The following is an 18,396-nucleotide window of genomic DNA, read 5'->3' as shown; positions in this document are numbered from 1 at the left end:
GTATTCACGGCCTCGGCAGCCCCGCCAACAGCGACTCGTCCCCGGTCACGATCGCGTGACCCGGCCGGGCGTAGACGGCTCGGTAGACCGCGTCCGCGGTGCCCGCGAGGGTGGCGTCCTCGTCGAAGGCCGAGTCCTGCGGTGCGGTGACGACCAACGGCCCGCCCTTCGTCAGCCTGACCTCCCAGGTGCGGCCCGCGTCGGCGGCGTGCACCAGCAGGCGGCCGGTGGCGGTCACGGGGAAGCCGAGCTCGATCCGGCGGGCCACCAGGACGGTGAGGTACTCGTCGACGCCGTCCGCGGCGAACTCCGGGTCGAACACCAGCGACGGCAGCTCGTGACCGGTCGCCAGCTCCGCGTCCAGGCGGTGGATCGACGTCTCGTGCGCCTGCCTGCGCGCCCAGAAACCGGCGAGCTGCGGGCCCTGGAACGTCCACGCGGGACGGTCGGACGGCACCTCGCGCAGCCGGTCGAGGAGCGTGGAAAGCCCCGTGTCCCACCAGGAGAGAGTCTCGTCGAAACCCTCCGGCGCCTTCGGCCACTTCGGCCTGCCGTCCTCGGGTGCGGTCACGACGGCCTCTGCCGCCCACGTGTGCACCTCCGCCAAGTGCCGGACCAGCTCCAGCACAGTCCACTCAGGACACGTGGGAACGGGGGCGTCCGGACCGGCTTTCACAGCGGCCGAACGCATCGACGAAGCCTGGGTCTCGATCTGCGCGACGAAGTCCACGACCCCACATTAGGGTGCGACGGCCGCCCATTCGAGCGTGATTTCCCCGAGCCGCCACCGCCGCCGGTCGTCCAGCACCGGCCAGCCGCGGTCGCGCAGCAGCCGTGCCGACTCCACCCACCGCGCCCGAGGCCCGAACGGCGCGAACGGCGCCGCGGTGGCCCAGCATGCGTCCAGTTCGGTCAGCAGCGCGTGCACGCGCTCGCCCGGCACGTTCTTGTGGATCAGCGCCTTGGGCAGCCGCTCGGCGAGGTCGGACGGCACGTCGATGCCGGACGGCTTGCACGCCAGCGTGAACCGCAGGGGCCCGTCGGCGGACAGCGTCACCCAGGTGCACCGGCGCCCGATCTCGTCGCACGTCCCCTCGACGATCAACCCGCCGGGAGCCAGGCGCGACAGCATCGTGTCCCACGCCTCGAACGACTGCTCCTCGGTGTACTGGCGCAGCACGTTGAAGGCGCGCAACAGCACCGGGCGCGCCCCGGCCAGCTCGAAGCCGCCGCGCCGGAAGTCCAGCAACGGCGGCGCGGCCACGGCCTTGCCCGCGTCCACCCGGTCCTGGTCGATCTCCAGACCGAGCACGCGCACGTCGGGACGGACGGCCCGCAGCCGCGCGGCCATCTCGACGGTGGTGATCGGCGTCGCCCCGTACCCGAGGTCGACCACGAGCGGATCGGCCGCGTCCAGCAGGAAGCCGGACAGCGTCCCGGTCATCCACCGGTCGACGCGGCGCAGGCGGTTCGGGTTGGTCGTGCCGCGGGTCGGAACGCCGAGCGCGCGGGCCCGGCCGGCGGCTAGCCGCGGCTTGCGAGCCATTGCGACGTGAACTCGCTCTCCTTGTCGAGCAGCACCGCGACCTGCTCCGCGATCAGCTTCTCGATCTTGCCGCCGAGGAACGGGATGCTGACCTTGACCTCCCCCGAGAGGGTGAGCTTCGAGCCGGATCCGTTGTCCAGGACGGTGAACGAGCCCTCGAGGCGGCCGGGCACGCCGTTGACCGCCACCTCGACCGTGCCGGCGCCCGCCGCCCACGTCTCCGTGCGCTGGATCACCAGGTCGCCGCCGAGCGCCGCCCTGACCGCCGAGGGCACGTGCTCCGCGGGCACACCCTGCTTCAGCTGGTACGACGTCTTCTCTCCGGTGCTGGAGTACGTCACGAGCTGGGCGTCCTTGCCGCCGATCGCGGCCAGCCGGTCCCGCAGGTAGGTCTCGTCGACCATCGCCCCGAAGACCTTCTCCGCCGAATGGGGTGACGTGGTGTGGTGCTCGATGCGGCGTGCCATGTCGCGGAGGCTACCGTTGACGTCTGTGACCACCACGCAGTCCGTACCTCTGGCCGAGCGCACCACGCTCCGACTCGGTGGCCCGGCCGCGCGGTTCGTCCACGCCACGACCGCCGCTGAGCTGGTCGAAGCCGTGCGAACAGCCGACGCCGCCGCCGACGAGAAGGTCCTCGTGCTCGGTGGCGGGTCCAACCTCGTGATCTCCGACGGCGGTTTCGACGGCACGGTCGTGCACGTCGCCACCAAGGGCTTCCGGCTCGACCCGCTGGGCGGCGGCATCGTCCAGTTCACCGTCGAGGCGGGCGAGGAGTGGGACGCGGTCGTCGCCGAGGCGGTCGCGCAGGGCCTGGGCGGGCTCGAGTGCCTGTCCGGCATCCCCGGCCTCAACGGCGCCACGCCCGTGCAGAACGTCGGCGCGTACGGCGTCGAGATCTCCCAGGTGCTGCAGTCGGTGGACCTCCTCGACCGCCGCAGCGGCAAGGTGCACCAGGTGCCCGCCGCCAAGCTGGGTCTCGACTACCGCACGAGTGTGCTCAAGGGCACGGACAGCGCCGTGGTGCTGCGCACCAGGTTCTCGCTGACCGCCGGGGGCATGTCCGCGCCGATCCGCTACGGCGAGCTGGCGCGCGTTCTCGGTGTGGCGCAAGGTGATCGCGTGCCGGCGGACGAGGCCCGCAAGGCCGTGCTCGAACTGCGGCGCGGCAAGGGCATGGTGCTCGACGCCACCGACCACGACACGTGGAGCGCGGGCTCGTTCTTCACCAACCCGATCATCGACGACTCGACGTTCTCCAGCGTGCTGATCCGCATCGCCGAACGCCTCGGTGCCGACGTCGACGTGCCGAGCTACCCGGCGGGCCACGGCAGGCGGAAGCTCTCCGCCGCGTGGCTGATCGAACGCGCGGGTTTCCGCAAGGGCCACCAGGGTCCCGGCGGCCGGGTCTCGTTGTCCGGCAAGCACACGCTGGCGCTGACGAACCGCGGCGGCGCGTCGACCGAGGACCTGCTGGACCTCGCCCGCGAGGTGCGCGACGGCGTGCGGGGTGCGTTCGGCGTCGAGCTGCACCCCGAACCGGTTTTCGTAGGCGTTCAGCTGTAAGTCCGTCCGGGTGACTCCGTGTGACGAACCGCTACCTGGCGTGTTTCATTGAGGTAGGACCGCTGGAACGGGGGTCGCCATGAGCTACCTCGACGAGAACGCGCGTGAGGTCATCAGACCGGTCAAGCGCATGGTCGAGGACGAGTTCCTGTCCCGGCCGGGCGTGATCGGCGTCGACATCGGTGAGAAGGTCACCCGCGGCCGTCCGACGGGCAAGGCCGCGATCGTGGTCTACGTGTGCGCCAAGGGACCTGAGCACCCGCAGCAGATCCCGGTGGAGGTCGGCGGTGTGCCGACCGACGTGGTCGCGGAGTCGATCGTGCTGCACCGGGCCAGGATCAGCCGCGCCGAGGGGGAGCAGCCCGTCGCGGCGGAGCGGCACGAGGTTCTGCGGGGTGGCATAGGCATCGGCCCGGCCAGGTCGTTCAGGGTCGTGCCGCCCGAGGTCGAGCGTGCCGGCGAGTACGTGATCGCGGGCACGCTCGGCGCGTTCGTGATCACGCGCGACGATCCCGGGAAGGTGTTGGGGCTCACCACTTTCCACGTCGGTTGTGTCGACGACTCGTGGGCGGTGGGCGACGAGTTCGTGCATCCGTCCAGAGTGGACGGCGGGGTGCCCGGTGCCGACCGGATCGCCGTGCTGGACCGGGCGGCGCTCGCGGGCGCGGTGTCGGCGGCGGGGCTGCGGATGGGCGCCAGGCCGTTCCGCGCGGAGGTGCTCGACATCGGCGCGGTCACGGGCAGCGCGAGGGCGAAGATCGGCTCCACCGTGCGCAAGCGCGGCCGCACCACCGAGCTCACGTACGGCGTGATCGAGTCGACGGACTCGACGCTGCGGCTCGACTTCGGCGACGGGATCGGCGTGCGGACCCTGCGCGACCAGATCCGCGTGCACTCGTCCGAACGCTTCGGAGACCACGGTGACTCCGGCGCCGTGCTCGTCGACGCCGACAACTTCGTCGTGGGTCTGTACGTCGCCGGATCGGGCTCGACTGGGTTCGCGAACCCCATCGAGCCCGTCCTCCGTCAGCTGGACGTGGACCTGCTCACTCCCGGTGTGCCCGAGTCGCGGAGGCCTGGGCCCGCGGCTTGAGCACGATCGTGTCGAGGTTCACGTGCGAGGGCCGCGTGACGGCGAACGCGATGACGTCCGCCACGTCGTCCGCCACCAGCGGCGTGATGCCCTGGTAGACCTTGGCCGCGCGCTCGGTGTCGCCGCCGAACCGGTTCGCCGAGAAGTCCGTCTCGACCATGCCCGGCTGGATCTCGGTGATCCGCACCGGCTGGCCCAGCAGCTCGCCGCGCAACGTGCGGTGCAACGCCGACTGGGCGTGCTTGGCGCTCGTGTAGCCCGAACCGTTGTCGTAGGCCTCGAACGCCGCGATGGACGTCACGGACACGATGTGCCCGTCCCCGGACGCGATCAGCTTCGGGATGAACGCCTTGGTCACCAGCAGGGTGCCGAGGACGTTCGCCTCCCACATCCAGCGCCACTCGTCCGCGACGCCCTCGGCGACGGTCGAGAGCCCGCGCGCACCGCCCGCGTTGTTCACGAGCACGTTCGCTTCGGGTACCCGGTCCGCGAAGGCGGCGACGGAGGTCTCGTCGGTGACGTCCAGCTCGATGGCCGTCCCGTCGATCTCCTTCGCGATAACGTGAAGGAGGTCCAGGCGACGTGCGCCGAGCACGACGTGGAAGCCCTCGGCGGCCAACCGCCGCGCGGTGGCCTCGCCGATGCCCGCGCTAGCTCCGGTCACAACTGCGACAGGTCGATTCACGACTGCGATCGTAGGCTGCCGAGCCCGGTGTGACTGACGTCACTCACACCGCGAAGGGGTGCTGGACGTCCACCATGGTGGGAGGTCGAAACCGTGAAGAGAACACTTGTCGCGCTGGTCGCTGGACTGACGCTGCTGACCGGCTGCTCGAGTGTCGAGACGGGCACACCCAAGGCGGACAGCTCGCTGCCGTCCGCGAAGGTGACCCTGTCCCCGGTCGACGGAACCAAGGACGTGCAGGTCACGACCCCGGTCCAGGTCACCGTGGTGGACGGCAAGATCGAGTCCGTCGCACTGAAGTCACCCGAGGGCGCCGACGTCAAGGGCACCCTCACCGAGGACAGGTCGGGTTGGACGACCGCCGAGCCGCTGGGCTACGGCAAGACGTACAGCTACACCGGCAAGGTCGTCGGCTCCGACGGCAAACCCGTCGAGCTCAAGGGTTCGTTCACCACCGTCGCGCCCGGTTCGCAGACCCGCGCGACGCTCTGGCCCTCCGACAACCAGACGGTCGGCGTCGCCGCGCCGATCATGGTCAAGTTCGAGGCGCCGGTGCAGGACAAGGCGACCGTCGAGAAGGCGCTCAAGGTCACCAACTCCGCGAACGTCCAGGGCTCCTGGGCCTGGCTCAGCTCCCAGGAAGTGCACTACCGGCCGGAGAAGTACTGGCCCGCCAACACGACGATCAAGGTCGAGGCCAAGCTCTACGGCGTCAACTACGGCGGCGGCGCGTTCGGCAAGGCCGACGTGACCAGCGACTTCACCATCGGCCGCAACCAGGTCGTGAAGATCGACAACCCGACGCACCGGCTCAAGGTGTTCCGCGACGGCCAGCAGGTCGCGGACTACCCGGCGTCGTTCGGCAAGGACGCGGACCCCGAGCTCACGACGCCCAACGGCACGTTCGTGGTCATGGCGAAGAACGACACGTTCTCGTTCGACAACCCGCGCTACGGCTACACCAACGTCGTGAAGAAGTGGGCCGTCCGGTTCTCGAACCACGGCGAGTTCATCCACGAGAACAACGACAACGCGGCCAACATCGGCACGAACAACACCTCGCACGGCTGCGCGAACCTGCTGGAGGCCGACGCGAAGGCGTACTACGACTCCGCGCTCGTGGGTGACCCGGTCGAGGTGACCGGCTCGATCACGACGCTGCCGCCGCAGTTCGACTGGTACGACTGGCAGCTCACGTGGGAGCAGTGGAAGAGCAAGTCCGCCATCAAGTAGCACCGGCGGGAATGCGTCCCCCGACCAGGTCGTTCGTACAGGTGTGCACCTCAAACACGTGACGGCGGCCGGCGGGGGACGACTGGCCGTACGTGAGTCGGGTCCGGCGCACGCGCCGCCGGTGGTCCTGCTGCACGGCTGGGCGCAGACGGGTGCCGTCTGGGATCTGCCCGGTTTCCACTCCTACGCCGTCGACCTGCGAGGACACGGCGAGTCGGAGGACTTCGGCGACTACCGCGACTCCTCCCGGTGGGCAGCGGACCTCAAAGCCGTGCTCGACCACACCGGGCCCGCGACCGTCGTCGGGTGGTCCTACGGCGGGCTCGTCATCGCCGACCACCTCCGCGTCCACGGCACCGCCGGCATCACCGCGCTGGTGTTCGTGAGCGCCATCACCGAGATCGGCCGCGGTCGCCCCGGAGGCGAGACCGGGCCGGTGATGCGGAACGCACTGCCCGGCGCGATCACCGACGACGCCGTGATGGCCGCGTTCTGCGCGGCCATGGCACCCGTCCTGCCTGCTGAGAAGGTCACCGAGCTCACTGCCGCCGCGGTCTCGGTCAGCCATAAGGTGCGTGGCGAGCTGTTCCGCAGGGATGTGGGCAGCGCCGACGTGTTGAAGGCCGTAGACGTGCCGACCCTGGTCGTGCACGGAACTCAAGACGAGGTGGTCGCCCCCGCGGCCGCCGAGTACTCCGCCGCCCTGATCCCCGGAGCCGAGTTGAGCCTGTACCCCGACACCGCGCACGCGCCCTTCCTGGAACGGCCGGAGCGGTTCGCCGCCGACCTCCTGCGAGTCGCCCGATGAAGCGCGTCGCGGTGCTCTCCGTGCACACCTCGCCGCTCGAACAGCCGGGGACGGGTGACGCGGGCGGGATGAACGTCTACATCGTGCAGACGGCCACCCGGATGGCCCAGCGCGGTGTCGAGGTGGAGATCTTCACGCGGGCCACGTCGTCGGAACTGCCGCCGGTCGCCGAGCTCGCGCCCGGCGTGCGGGTCCGCCACGTCGCCGCGGGGCCCTTCGAGGGCCTGGGCAAGGAGGAGCTGCCCGGCCAGCTCTGCGCGTTCACGGCGGGTGTCCTGCGCGCCGAGGCACGCCACGAGCCGGGCTACTACGACGCGATCCACTCGCACTACTGGCTGTCCGGGCAGGTCGGCTGGCTCGCCCGCGAACGCTGGGGCGTGCCGCTGGTGCACACCGCGCACACGCTGGCCAAGGTGAAGAACCTGGCGCTGGCCGAGGGCGACGCGCCGGAGCCCCGGATGAGGGTGATCGGCGAGGAGCAGGTCGTGGGCGAGTCGGACCGCCTCGTCGCGAACACCGACATCGAGGCCAGCGAGCTGATCAAGCTCTACGACGCGGAGCCGTCCAAGGTGGCCGTCGTGCCGCCCGGGGTGGACCTCGACCGCTTCACGCCTGGTGACCAGGCACGGGCGCGGCAGTGGTTCGGCATCCCGCAGGACGCGGTCGTGCTGGCGTTCGTCGGCCGGATCCAGCCGCTGAAGGCTCCCGACGTGCTGCTCCGGGCCGCCGCCGAGATGCTCGTGCGCGATCCCGGGCTGCGGTCGAAGCTGGTCGTGCTGATCGTCGGCGGGCCCTCGGGCTCCGGCACCGAACGGCCGAAGGCCCTGGAGGAGCTGGCCGCGCAGCTGGGGATCACGGACGTGGTGCGCTTCCTGCCGCCGCAGCCGGGACCGACGCTGGCCGAGGTCTACCGGGCCGCGGACCTGGTCGCGGTGCCGAGCCACAACGAGTCGTTCGGGCTGGTGGCGCTGGAGGCGCAGGCGTGCGGGACGCCCGTGGTAGCGGCAGCCGTCGGCGGGCTGCCGGTGGCGGTCAACGACGGCGTGTCCGGGGTGCTCGTGCACGGGCACGAGCCCGGCGAGTGGGCCTCGGCGATCAACGGGGTCGCTCTGCCGCAGCGGGAGCACCTGGCGAGCAACGCCGTGGGGCATGCGCGACGCTTCTCGTGGGACCGCACGACTGATGCCCTGCTCGCGGGGTACCAAGAGGCGGCAGAAGTGTTCCGCCGGGAGGTTTTCGCTTGAGCGTCGACGCTGTGATCAAGGAGTTCCTGGACGAACGGGAGCTGAAGTACGACCGTCGCGAGCCCGGCAAGTTCTTCGTGACGTTGCCGGGCACCAAGAAGCTGCAGACCAACGTGTGGCTCGTCGAGACGACGCACGCCCTGGTGGTCGAGGCCTTCGTGTGCCGGCGCCCGGACCAGTCGTTCGAGGACGTGTACCGGTTCCTGCTGCGCCGCAACGCACGCCTGTACGGCGTGCACTACACGATCGACGCCGAGGGTGACATCTACCTGGTCGGACGGGTCGGCAAGCACGCCGTGACGCCTGATGAGCTGGACCGCGTGCTCGGGCAGGTGCTGGAGGCGGCGGACGGCGACTTCAACCCGTTGCTCGAGATCGGGTTCGCCGACGCGATCCGGCGGGAGTGGGCGTGGCGGGTGTCGCGCGGCGAGTCGCTCGCGAACCTGCAGGCGTTCCAACATCTCGTTTCGGAGTAGCCGGCGACTCGTTTCGGCCTAGACGGCAACCCGCGGCTCCTCCCGGCCCGTCCGAAGGGCATGCGCAGACCAGGGGTGTGGGTGGGAATCGCGTTGCTGTCGCTGGCCGTGACCGGGTGCGGCAGCGGCTCCAGCAGTGGGATGGCGGCCAAGGACGCTGCTCCGCCGCAGGCGGCACAGCAGAAGGCGCCGCAGCAGGAGAACGCAGGGCAGGCCGTGCAGCCGGTGCAGCAGCAGGAACGCCAGCTGGTGCGCACGGCGAACGTCGACCTCCGCAGCGACGACGTGCTGAAGGCGATCGGCCAGGTCAAGGACCGGGCGGCGGCCGTCGGCGGGTTCGCGGGCGAGGAGGAGTCGACCAAGAGCTCCGGGTCCGTGACCGTGCGGGTGCCGTCGGCCGAGCTGGACAAGGTCGTCCGGGATCTCGCGAGTGTGGGCGAGGTCACCCGCAGCGAGGTGCGCAGTCAGGACGTCACCGATCAGCTGGTGGACGTCGAGGCGCGGATCGCGACGCAGAAGGCCAGCGTCGAGCGGTTGCGCGTGCTGTTCGAGCGGGCCGGGTCGACCTCCGAGGTCGCGCAGGTCGAGCAGGAGCTGACCAAGCGGCAGGCCGACCTGGAGTCGATGCAGCGGCGCAGCGCGTCGTTGAAGGGCCAGGTCTCCCTGGCGACGCTCACCGTCCGGGTCGCGACGGTGCCGATCGCGGCGCCCGAGCCCGAGGAGGTCGGGTTCTTCGGCGCTCTGGCGGGCGGCTGGAACGCGCTGGTCGCGGTCGTCGGCGTGATCTTGATCGGCGTCGGCGCGATGCTGCCGTTCCTGGTGGCGCTGGGTGTGCCCGCCGCGGTGGTGGTCTACCTCCTGCGCAAGCGCAGGCGCGTCACCCGGATGAACGAAGCAGCGTGATCAAGTTCTACTGAGAGTGTGCCTTTGTTGATGCGCGGAACGGCTCGGGAGAGAGGGGGAGTCGCATCGAGCCGTCCCGCGTCAAAGGTCCCCGCTGCTGTGGATCCGTGGACGGGGGGAGCCTGCGGATCCCAAGCGGGCCACGCGATTCGACGGGGGGATGACGAACCGCGCTCGGTGCCTCGCGCTCGTCGAGTAAGCGTGGGAGCCGACTCGCGGAGGCGGTATCAACTTCTCAGATACATCCTTGCGATCACAAGTGCTTGTATTACTCCATTCGAGTGTATTTAGACCTGCTAAGTAACGCATCTGTAGCGATCGAGGAGTCCTTGACCTGCCCAGTGGGCTGGATCACGATGTGCCCACAGGCTGGGTGTACAGCGCTGTACAGCGAGTGAATGAGGTCGCCGCATGGTCTTTCGCAGTCCGTATCCCGATGTCGAGATCCCCGATGTGTCGCTGCACCAGCTGTTGTTCGGCGATATCGCTGACCGGGCGGACCGGGTCGCGCTGATCGACGGCATGTCCGGCGCGACGATGACCTACGGGCAGCTCGCCGGTGCCGTCGACCGCATGGCCGCCGCACTGGCCGCGCGAGGTATCGGCAAAGGTGATGTGGTCGGCATCCTCAGCCCGAACACGCCGTACTACGCCGTCGTGTTCCACGGCATCCTGCGTGCCGGCGCCACGGCGACCACGATCAACGCGCTCTACACGCCCGACGAGGTCGCGCACCAGCTGCACGACGCGGGCGCGAAGATGCTGTTCACGGTGTCGGTGCTGCTGCCGAACGCCGCTCCCGGCGCCGCGAAGGCCGGCGTGACCGACGTGGTCGTGCTCGACGGCGCCGAGGGCTACCCGTCGCTGCCGGAACTGCTGGCGAACGACCACCCGGTGCCCGAGGTGGAGATCAACCCGGCCGAGGACCTCGCGGTGCTGCCGTACTCGTCCGGCACGACCGCGCTGCCCAAGGGCGTGATGCTCACGCACCGCAACCTGGTCGCGAACCTCGTGCAGTGCGACCCGATCATGGCCGACGTCGGGGAGCACACCCGGATCCTCGCCGTGCTGCCGTTCTTCCACATCTACGGCATGCAGGTGCTGATGAACAGCGGCCTGTACATCGGCGGTGTCGTCGTGACGCTGCCGAGGTTCGAGCTGCCGGAGTTCCTCCGGGTCATCGCGGAGTACAAGACCGACCGCGTCTACATCGCCCCGCCGGTCGCCGTCGCCCTGGCCAAGCACCCGATCGTCGACAACTACGACCTCTCCCCGCTCAAGACGCTCTTCTCGGGCGCGGCGCCGCTGGACGAGGACCTGGCCGCCGCCGTGCGCAAGCGCATCGGCTGCCGTGTCGTGCAGGGCTACGGCATGACGGAGATGTCGCCGGTCAGCCACGCCGTCCCGGACGGCCGTGACGACATCTCGGTCGGCACCGTCGGCGTGATCATCCCGAACCTGGAGTGCCGCCTGGTCGACCCCGCCTCCGGTGAGGACGTCGGCGTGGGCGAGCGCGGCGAGCTGTGGTGCAAGGGCCCGAACATCATGAAGGGCTACCTGAACAACCCCGACGCCACCGCCGCCACCCTCGACGACGAAGGCTGGCTGCACACTGGTGACGTGGCCGTCATCGACGCCGACGGCATCGTCTCGATCGTCGACCGCGTCAAGGAACTGATCAAGTACAAGGGCTACCAGGTCCCGCCGGCCGAGCTCGAGGCCGTGCTGCTCACGCACGAGGAGATCGCCGACGCGGCGGTCATCGGCGTGCGCGACGCGGACGGCGAGGAGGTCCCGAAGGCCTTCGTGGTCCGCCAGCCGGGGTCGTCGATCGAGGCCGACGCCGTGATGGCGTTCGTGGCCTCGCAGGTCGCGCCGCACAAGAAGGTGCGCGTGGTCGAGTTCATCGAGGCGATCCCGAAGTCGGCTGCGGGCAAGATCCTGCGCAAGGACCTCCGGGCCCGCGAACAGGCCTGATCCGGAAAGCAGCGGACCACGAACGCCCTGGCGACGACCGTCGCCAGGGCGTTCGCCGTCAGTGCTGGACCGCCGGCTTGCGCACGCGGAAGCGGAGCATCGTCACCTGGCCCGACCGCGTGGTGGCGAACGGCTCCAGGTCGATCCGCCCGAGGTCGGGGGTCGAGAACCGCACGCCGTCGCCGAGCAGCACCGGCAGGACGTACACCAGCACCTCGTCGACGAGTCCTCGCCGCAGGCACTGGCTGGCCAGGTCGGCACCGAGGACCTCCAGGTCCTTCCCGCCCGCGGCCGCACGCGCCGTGGCGACGGCCTCCGCGAGGTCGCACGTGAGGAACGTGATGCCGGGATCCGGCTCCTCCGGCGGCCGGTGCGTCAGGACGAACTGCGGCCCGCCGTCGTAGGACGTGTCCTCCGGGCGCATCCGCTTGGCGACCTCGTACGTGCCCCTGCCGACGAGCATGGCGCCGGTGGCCTGCTCGATCTCGGGGAACGGGTTGTCCCTGAAGTGCTCGATCGCCCAGTCCATCTCGTGGCCGGGACCCGCGATGAACCCGTCCAGCGACATCGACCTGTTCACGACCACCTTGCCGGGAGCGGCATCCGAATCACTCATGGACGTGCAGACCCGGTGCGGACCGCGAACTCATCGGTGCCGGCGGAATCCGCGGATCGTCGCGACCGATCCCATGGCGTGGATCACGGTGCCCTGCCGGGGTACGGCAGGCGGGTCGGCATGGCAGGCTAGCCGCCATGTCTGTCGGAACCTTGGTCCTGCTCCGCCACGGCGAGAGCACGTGGAACGCGGAGAACCTCTTCACCGGCTGGGTGGACGTTCCCCTGTCGGAGAAGGGCGAGAAGGAGGCCCGTCGCGGCGGCCAGCTGCTGCGCGAGGCCGGTGTCCTGCCGGAGATCCTGCACACCAGCCTGATGCGCCGGGCGATCATGACCGCCAACCTGGCGCTCGACGCCGCCGACCGGCACTGGATCCCGGTCAAGCGCGACTGGCGCCTCAACGAGCGCCACTACGGCGCGTTGCAGGGCAAGAACAAGAAGCAGACGCTGGAGGAGTTCGGCGAGGAGCAGTTCATGCTCTGGCGCCGCTCGTACGACACCCCGCCGCCGCCCATCGAGCCCGGCAGCGAGTTCAGCCAGGACACCGACCCGCGCTACGCGGACCTCGGCCCCGACCTGCCGCTGACCGAGTGCCTGCTCGACGTCGTGAAGCGGATGATCCCGTACTGGGAGTCCTCGATCGTCCCCGACCTGCGCACGGGCAAGACGGTCCTCGTGGCCGCGCACGGCAACTCGCTGCGCGCGCTCGTGAAGCACCTCGACGGCATCTCGGACGAGGCCATCGCGGGCCTGAACATCCCCACCGGCATCCCGCTGCGCTACGACCTCGACGAGGACCTGAAGCCGATCAAGCCGGGCGGCGAGTACCTCGACCCGGACGCCGCCAAGGACGCCATCGCCGCAGTGGCGAACCAGGGGCGGTAAAAAGCACACCGAAAAGGGCGCACCCGGCCTCCGGGTGCGCCCTTCTGCGTCCCGAGTGGGCGTCGGCCGCCCTCACCTGGATCGCGAGTTCGCGTCGGTCGTCCGGGTCCCTCTTCGTGTCAACCGCCGAAGGCGATTCGGCGCGAAGCGGGGCCCGGACGACCGACTTCCCGGCGAACTCGCGCGCCGTCTGCGAAGCAGCGGCCAACAAGTACTGTCACGGTTGGGTGAACGGCGCCTGACCAGGGACGGAACAACCGTCCACTGAGGTGTCGCGGGTATCACGGTTCACGCTTCCGCACTAGGCCAAGACACCTCTGAGCTGCTTACCATTCGCCTCGTGACCACAACGGGTTACCTCGCTGTGTCGATCGGCCTCGCGCTCATCGGCGCGATCGCCGCTTTCTTCATCGGCCGGTTCACCGCTCCGAAGCAACCCAGGAAGCCGGAAGGCCTCACGGTCGCCGACCTGATCCAGCAGATCGTGCACGACTCCCACGACGGCATCGTGGTGCTGAACCACTTCGGTGACGTCGTGCTGCACAACCCCCGCGCGGAAGAGCTCGGGATCGTCCGCAACAACCGCGTGGACGACCGGGCGCGCAAGGCCGCCGAGGGCGTCCGGGGCAGCAACGAGGTCGTGTACGTCGACCTCTCGCCGCTGGACGGCTACCGGACGGGCCGGCAGCCCGAGGCCGTGCACGCCGAGGTCCGGCTGCTCGTCGAGGACTTCATCGTCGTCGACGCGACCGACGAGTCCGAGGCCGTGCGGCTGGAGAAGACCCGCCGCGACTTCGTGGCGAACGTCAGCCACGAGCTCAAGACGCCCGTCGGTGCGCTGGCGCTGCTCGCGGAGGCCGTCCTCGACGCGAGCGACGACCAGGACGAGGTGCGCCGGTTCAGCGCGAAGATCATGCAGGAGGCCACCCGCCTCGGCACGCTCGTCACCGAGCTGATCGCGCTCTCACGCCTGCAGGGCGCGGAGAAGCTGCCGGAGCTGAGCGACACCGAGATCGACGTCGTGATCAACGAGGCGCTGTCGCGGTCCAAGCTCGCCGCCGAGTCGGTCAACATCTCGATCAACGTCGACGAGCCCAGCGGGTTCGTCGTACCCGGTGACCGGTCGTTGCTGGTCACGGCGTTGACGAACCTGCTGGACAACGCCGTCGCGTACTCGCCGCCGGGCAGTCCGGTCAGCGTGAGCCGCAGGCTCGTCGACGGGCACGTCGAGATCGCGGTGACCGACCGCGGCATCGGCATCGCCGAGGACCAGCAGATCCGGGTCTTCGAACGGTTCTACCGCGTCGACAAGGCCCGATCGCGTGCGACCGGGGGCACCGGGCTCGGGCTCGCGATCGTCAAGCACGTCGCCGCCAACCACGGCGGTGAGGTGAAGCTGTGGAGCCTGCCAGGAACGGGGTCCACCTTCACGCTGCGGATCCCCGCCGCGGCGGCCGAACAGAATCCGACTCTCGTGCCGTCGGGCACGGGTGACCCAGGAGGAGAGCTGTGACCAGGGTGCTCATCGTGGAGGACGAGGAGTCCTTCGCCGATCCGCTCGCCTTCCTGCTGCGCAAGGAGGGGTTCACCGCGGCGCTCGCGGCCACCGGCCAGGAGGCGCTCGAGGAGTTCGACCGCAACGGTGCCGACATCGTGCTGCTCGACCTGATGCTGCCGGGCATGAGCGGCACGGACGTGTGCAAGCAGCTCCGCCAGCGCTCGGCCGTCCCCGTGATCATGGTGACGGCCCGCGACAGCGAGATCGACAAGGTCGTCGGGCTCGAGCTCGGCGCCGACGACTACGTCACCAAGCCGTACTCGGCGCGCGAGCTCATCGCCCGCATCCGCGCGGTGCTGCGCCGCGGCGGCGAGTCCGAGGACCTGCTCCCGCAGATCCTGGAGGCCGGTCCGGTGCGGATGGACGTGGAACGCCACGTCGTGACCGTCGCGGGGCAGGACATCAGCCTGCCGCTCAAGGAGTTCGACCTCCTGGAGTACCTGCTGCGCAACGTCGGCCGCGTCCTCACCAGGGGCCAGCTGATCGACCGCGTGTGGGGAGCGGACTACGTGGGCGACACGAAGACGCTGGACGTGCACGTCAAGCGGCTGCGGTCGAAGATCGAACCGGACCCGTCCGCACCCCGTCACCTCGTGACGGTCAGGGGTCTGGGTTACAAGTTCGAGTCCTGACGGACACGACCAGGTACCGTTTCCGGCGTGCGCCTGGGCGTTCTCGACGTGGGTTCCAACACCGTCCACCTTCTGGTGGTGGACGCGCATCGTGGTGCCCACCCCATCCCGATGACGTCGGAGAAGACGATCCTTCGTCTCGCCGAGCAGCTCGACGACTCCGGTCAGCTCTCCAAATCGGGGGCTGACCAGCTCGTTCGTGCCGTTGCCGCCGCCAAGGCGTCGGCCAAGCGGTCCGGCTGCGAGGACCTGATGGCGTTCGCGACCTCGGCAGTGCGCGAGGCGGGCAACTCGGCAGAGGTGCTCGACCGGGTGCGCACCGAGACCGGGGTCGAGCTGAAGGTCCTCTCCGGCGAGGACGAGGCGAAGTACACGTTCCTCGCGGTCCGCCGCTGGTACGGCTGGTCCGCGGGCAAGTTGCTGAGCCTCGACATCGGTGGCGGCTCCCTGGAGCTCGCCATCGGCCGCGACGAGAACCCGGACCTGGCCTTCTCCGTGCCGCTCGGCGCGGGAAGGCTCACCAGGACCCGGTTCAAGAAGGACCCGCCCCGGCGTTCGGAGGTCCGCGAGACCACCGACTGGCTCGCCGACCAGCTCGCGCCCGTGGCGCGGAAGCTGAAACGCGCGGGTGAACCCGATCGAGTGGTTGCGACCTCAAAAACTTTCCGAACGCTGGCGCGGCTCACCGGGGCCGCGCCATCGTCTGCCGGGCCCAGGGCACGACGCGTGCTCACCGACGCGGGCCTGCGGCAGCTGATCGCGTTCATTTCCCGGATGTCGGCCAGCGACCTCGCTGAGCTGGAAGGCGTGAGCACGTCGCGCGCCCACCAGCTCGTCGCGGGGGCGTTGGTCGCGGAGGCCACAATGCGAGCCCTGTCACTCACGCAGCTGGAGATTTGCCCCTGGGCACTCCGGGAGGGTGTCATCCTCCGACGGCTGGACCACACTGACGGGACGGACCAGAGCGATACTGGACGGACTGGCCAGACCGGGGCACGGTGGAGTTGATGAGTCGAGAGAGCGGATCGGACCAGACGCAGCGCACAGTCGCTGAGCTGCTCGCCCAGTACGGGGGCAGCGCAGAGAGTGCGCCACGTCGGCGACGCCGCCGGGCTGACGACGAGGAAGACGTCCAGCAGCCGGAGACCGCGCCCCAGTCGATCATCGAGCGGGTGCTGTCCGACAGCGGCCGCCTGATGGCGATCCGCGACGACGACGTACCGCAGCCCGGTCGTCGCGCCGCCCCGGAACCGCAGGCCGCCCCGCCGCCACCCCCGGCCGCCGAGCGCACGGCGTACCAGCCGAAGCCGCCGCCCCCGAAGGCGCCGCAGCCGTCGCAGCAGATGCCGGTGCCGCCCGCCGGGCCGCCGCAGGTCCGCAGACCCGCACCGCCGATGCCCGCGCCGCCCCCGGCCAAGCCGGCCGCGCCCGTGCCACCGCCGCCCGCGGCCACCGAGCAGACCCGGCAGGTGCCGCAGGTCCGCGACCAGCCGTCGAACTCGGGCATGCCGCGCCCGGACGTGCCCGGCCGCCTCGAGGCGCGCCTCGACCAGTCGACGCCGTCGCGCACGAACATCACCCGGCCGCCGAAGCCGGTTCCGCCGTCGGTGCAGATGCCGGTTCCCGGCCCGCCGCGCGAGGCGATGACGGAGCAGCTCCCGCGCATCCCGGCGAAGGCGCCGGTGGACAAGATCGCCGCGCTCGAGACCGAGTCCGTGCTGATCGTGCCGCCCGCCCCGCCCAAGCTGCCGGACCCGCTGCCGGGCAACGTGCCCGACGCCTGGTTCGGTGACGACGACGACGCGGCCGCCAAGACCGACCTGTCGATGGCGCCGATGGAGTCGACCGCGGCGCACCCCGGCCCGTACGTGGACGACGACTCGCAGGAGTACGCCGTCTACCGCCCCGAGGACGACTACCTCGCGGACGACGAGGACGCCGACGACGACGAGGGCCCGGCCGGCCTCGACGACGCCGGCGAGGCCGAGGAGGAGGCGGACGCCGAACCGCGCTCGGCGGGCAAGGAATGGCTGATCATGATCGGCCAGCTCGCCGTCGGCGTGCTCGGCGGCGCGGGCCTGTGGCTCGCGTTCAACTACCTGTGGCGCTCGGTACCCGCCGCCGCACTCGTGGTGGCGCTTGCCGTTACCGTGGGTCTGGTGTTGCTGGTTCGAAAGATCCGCCGAGCGGACGATCTGCAGACCACCGTCCTGGCCGTGCTCGTCGGCCTCATCGTGACCGTCTCACCAGCGGCGATGCTGCTGGTGAAGAGTTGACCTCGCGCATCCCGGTCGGGCTTTCCACGGCCTCGGTCTACCCGCAGCCCGCCGGAGCGGCGTTCGAGATCGCGTCCGAACTGGGGTACGACGGCGTCGAGCTGATGGTGTGGGCCGACCCGGTGTCGCAGGACATCCGGGCGGTCGACCGGCTGTCGGCCCGGACCGGGATGCCGGTGCTGGCCGTGCACGCGCCCTGCCTGCTGATCTCGCAGCGGGTGTGGTCGCCGGACCCGTCGGAGCGCCTGCGCCGGGCCGTCCAGGCCGCGCAGGACCTGGGCTCGCCGACCGTGGTGCTGCACCCGCCGTTCCGGTGGCAGCGCAAGTACGCGGACGGGTTCGCCGAGCTGGTCTCGTCGCTCGAGGACTCGAGCGGGATCGCCATCGCGGTGGAGAACATGTTCCCCGTGCGCCGGCCCCTCGGGCGGGGGCGGTCGGTGGAGATGAACGCGTTCAAGCCCTCCGTCGACCCGACCGACGTCGGGCACCGGAACTACACGCTGGACCTGTCCCATTCCGCCGCCGCGCACATGGACGCGCTGGAGCTGGCGAAGCGGATGGGGGACGGGCTCCGGCACATCCACCTGGCCGACGGGTCCGGGGCGCCCAAGGACGAGCACATGGTGCCTGGGCGCGGGACCCAGCCCTGTGCGGAGCTGTGCGAGCTGCTGGCCCGCGGCGGGTTCGACGGGCAGGTCGTGCTGGAGGTCAACACCCGGCGGGCCGGATCCGCGGCCGCCCGGCGGGAGATGCTCGCGGAGGCCTTGCTGTTCGCACGGCTGCACCTCGACTGGTCCGCCGAGGGCGGCGCAGGGAAGGCTCGGCCGGGGCTGTCGCGCTGAGGCCCGGTGCCGGTCCGGCGAGTGTTCCGGCAAGGGTCGTTCGGCACTGCCGCGGCT

General features: G+C 70.4%; 19 protein-coding genes. 14 read left to right on the top strand and 5 right to left on the bottom strand.

Features of this window, described 5'->3' with window-relative positions; genetic code table 11:
* Window positions 1-4 precede the first annotated feature (4 nt).
* Genes ORI60_RS07000 through ORI60_RS06990 form a run of 3 tightly spaced genes read right to left on the bottom strand, consistent with a single transcriptional unit; the run spans window position 5 to window position 2,013 of the window.
* Window positions 5-730, bottom strand: coding sequence for a maleylpyruvate isomerase N-terminal domain-containing protein (locus tag ORI60_RS07000; RefSeq protein WP_266035557.1), 726 nt, complete (start codon window positions 728-730; stop codon window positions 5-7).
* A 9-nt stretch (window positions 731-739) separates the two neighbouring features.
* Window positions 740-1,546 carry a class I SAM-dependent methyltransferase gene (locus tag ORI60_RS06995; RefSeq protein ID WP_266035554.1) on the bottom strand — a complete coding sequence of 269 codons (807 nt, stop codon included), beginning with the start codon at window positions 1,544-1,546 and terminating at the stop codon, window positions 740-742.
* A complete protein-coding gene (locus tag ORI60_RS06990) occupies window positions 1,525-2,013 on the bottom strand; it encodes a DUF2505 domain-containing protein (protein WP_266035552.1) in 489 nt (162 codons plus the stop codon). The genes ORI60_RS06995 and ORI60_RS06990 overlap by 22 nt, the downstream gene beginning before the upstream one ends.
* Between ORI60_RS06990 and ORI60_RS06985 the strand changes: the two genes are divergently transcribed.
* Both ORI60_RS06985 and ORI60_RS06980 read left to right on the top strand, forming a co-directional pair.
* On the top strand, window positions 2,012-3,112 hold the full coding sequence (locus ORI60_RS06985; RefSeq protein ID WP_266035551.1) for a UDP-N-acetylmuramate dehydrogenase: 1,101 nt from the start codon (window positions 2,012-2,014) through the stop codon (window positions 3,110-3,112). The genes ORI60_RS06990 and ORI60_RS06985 overlap by 2 nt on opposite strands.
* Before the next feature lie 79 nt (window positions 3,113-3,191).
* Window positions 3,192-4,205 (top strand): hypothetical protein, encoded by a 1,014-nt coding sequence (locus tag ORI60_RS06980; protein WP_266035549.1) that lies wholly within the window; start codon window positions 3,192-3,194, stop codon window positions 4,203-4,205.
* Here the strand turns inward: ORI60_RS06980 and ORI60_RS06975 are convergent.
* Entirely contained in the window at window positions 4,159-4,890 is a 732-nt protein-coding gene (locus ORI60_RS06975) for an SDR family NAD(P)-dependent oxidoreductase (protein WP_266035547.1), read from the bottom strand. The two genes, ORI60_RS06980 and ORI60_RS06975, sit on opposite strands and share 47 nt — an antisense overlap.
* Before the next feature lie 93 nt (window positions 4,891-4,983).
* Here ORI60_RS06975 and ORI60_RS06970 point away from each other — a divergent pair, with 93 nt between their 5' ends.
* The 6 genes from ORI60_RS06970 (at window position 4,984) to ORI60_RS06945 (ending at window position 11,531) form a co-directional block, all read left to right on the top strand.
* Entirely contained in the window at window positions 4,984-6,123 is a 1,140-nt protein-coding gene (locus ORI60_RS06970) for a L,D-transpeptidase (RefSeq protein ID WP_266035545.1), read from the top strand.
* A gap of 43 nt (window positions 6,124-6,166) precedes the next feature.
* On the top strand, window positions 6,167-6,931 hold the full coding sequence (locus ORI60_RS06965) for an alpha/beta fold hydrolase (protein WP_266035543.1): 765 nt from the start codon (window positions 6,167-6,169) through the stop codon (window positions 6,929-6,931).
* Window positions 6,928-8,175, top strand: coding sequence for a D-inositol-3-phosphate glycosyltransferase (gene mshA / locus ORI60_RS06960; RefSeq protein WP_266035541.1), 1,248 nt, complete (start codon window positions 6,928-6,930; stop codon window positions 8,173-8,175). The genes ORI60_RS06965 and mshA overlap by 4 nt, the downstream gene beginning before the upstream one ends.
* Window positions 8,172-8,651 (top strand): YbjN domain-containing protein, encoded by a 480-nt coding sequence (locus ORI60_RS06955; protein WP_030477947.1) that lies wholly within the window; start codon window positions 8,172-8,174, stop codon window positions 8,649-8,651. The genes mshA and ORI60_RS06955 overlap by 4 nt, the downstream gene beginning before the upstream one ends.
* A gap of 81 nt (window positions 8,652-8,732) precedes the next feature.
* Window positions 8,733-9,554, top strand: coding sequence for a DUF4349 domain-containing protein (locus ORI60_RS06950; protein WP_266035540.1), 822 nt, complete (start codon window positions 8,733-8,735; stop codon window positions 9,552-9,554).
* A 411-nt stretch (window positions 9,555-9,965) separates the two neighbouring features.
* Entirely contained in the window at window positions 9,966-11,531 is a 1,566-nt protein-coding gene (locus ORI60_RS06945) for a 4-coumarate--CoA ligase family protein (protein ID WP_266035538.1), read from the top strand.
* Between the two features lie 58 nt (window positions 11,532-11,589).
* On the opposite strand, the gene ORI60_RS06940 is transcribed toward ORI60_RS06945, so the two are convergent.
* Window positions 11,590-12,147: a dihydrofolate reductase family protein gene (locus ORI60_RS06940; protein ID WP_266035536.1), complete on the bottom strand. Its 558-nt coding sequence runs from the start codon at window positions 12,145-12,147 to the stop codon at window positions 11,590-11,592.
* A gap of 137 nt (window positions 12,148-12,284) precedes the next feature.
* Between ORI60_RS06940 and ORI60_RS06935 the strand changes: the two genes are divergently transcribed.
* The 6 genes from ORI60_RS06935 to ORI60_RS06910 all read left to right on the top strand — a co-directional run bounded on the left by ORI60_RS06935 (window position 12,285) and on the right by ORI60_RS06910 (window position 18,339).
* Window positions 12,285-13,031, top strand: a complete 747-nt coding sequence (locus tag ORI60_RS06935; RefSeq protein WP_266035534.1) for a phosphoglyceromutase — start codon at window positions 12,285-12,287, stop codon at window positions 13,029-13,031.
* Window positions 13,032-13,371: 340 nt separating this feature from the next.
* Window positions 13,372-14,544 (top strand): sensor histidine kinase, encoded by a 1,173-nt coding sequence (locus tag ORI60_RS06930; protein WP_266035532.1) that lies wholly within the window; start codon window positions 13,372-13,374, stop codon window positions 14,542-14,544.
* Window positions 14,541-15,221 carry a response regulator transcription factor gene (locus tag ORI60_RS06925; protein ID WP_030477953.1) on the top strand — a complete coding sequence of 227 codons (681 nt, stop codon included), beginning with the start codon at window positions 14,541-14,543 and terminating at the stop codon, window positions 15,219-15,221. Before ORI60_RS06930 ends, ORI60_RS06925 begins: the two co-directional genes overlap by 4 nt.
* Window positions 15,222-15,248: 27 nt before the next feature.
* On the top strand, window positions 15,249-16,229 hold the full coding sequence (locus tag ORI60_RS06920) for a Ppx/GppA phosphatase family protein (protein ID WP_266035530.1): 981 nt from the start codon (window positions 15,249-15,251) through the stop codon (window positions 16,227-16,229).
* The gene (locus ORI60_RS06915; protein ID WP_266035528.1) at window positions 16,229-17,497 is read left to right on the top strand and encodes a hypothetical protein; all 1,269 of its coding nucleotides are present in this window, start codon (window positions 16,229-16,231) and stop codon (window positions 17,495-17,497) included. Before ORI60_RS06920 ends, ORI60_RS06915 begins: the two co-directional genes overlap by 1 nt.
* Window positions 17,494-18,339: a sugar phosphate isomerase/epimerase family protein gene (locus ORI60_RS06910; protein ID WP_266035526.1), complete on the top strand. Its 846-nt coding sequence runs from the start codon at window positions 17,494-17,496 to the stop codon at window positions 18,337-18,339. The genes ORI60_RS06915 and ORI60_RS06910 overlap by 4 nt, the downstream gene beginning before the upstream one ends.
* Window positions 18,340-18,396 lie beyond the last annotated feature (57 nt).

Source organism: Lentzea sp. NEAU-D7, assembly GCF_026242055.1.
Classification (GTDB): Bacteria; Actinomycetota; Actinomycetes; order Mycobacteriales; family Pseudonocardiaceae; genus Lentzea.
Note: the sequence above shows the minus strand (reverse complement) of the source record. Positions and strands in the feature narration are given on the sequence as shown.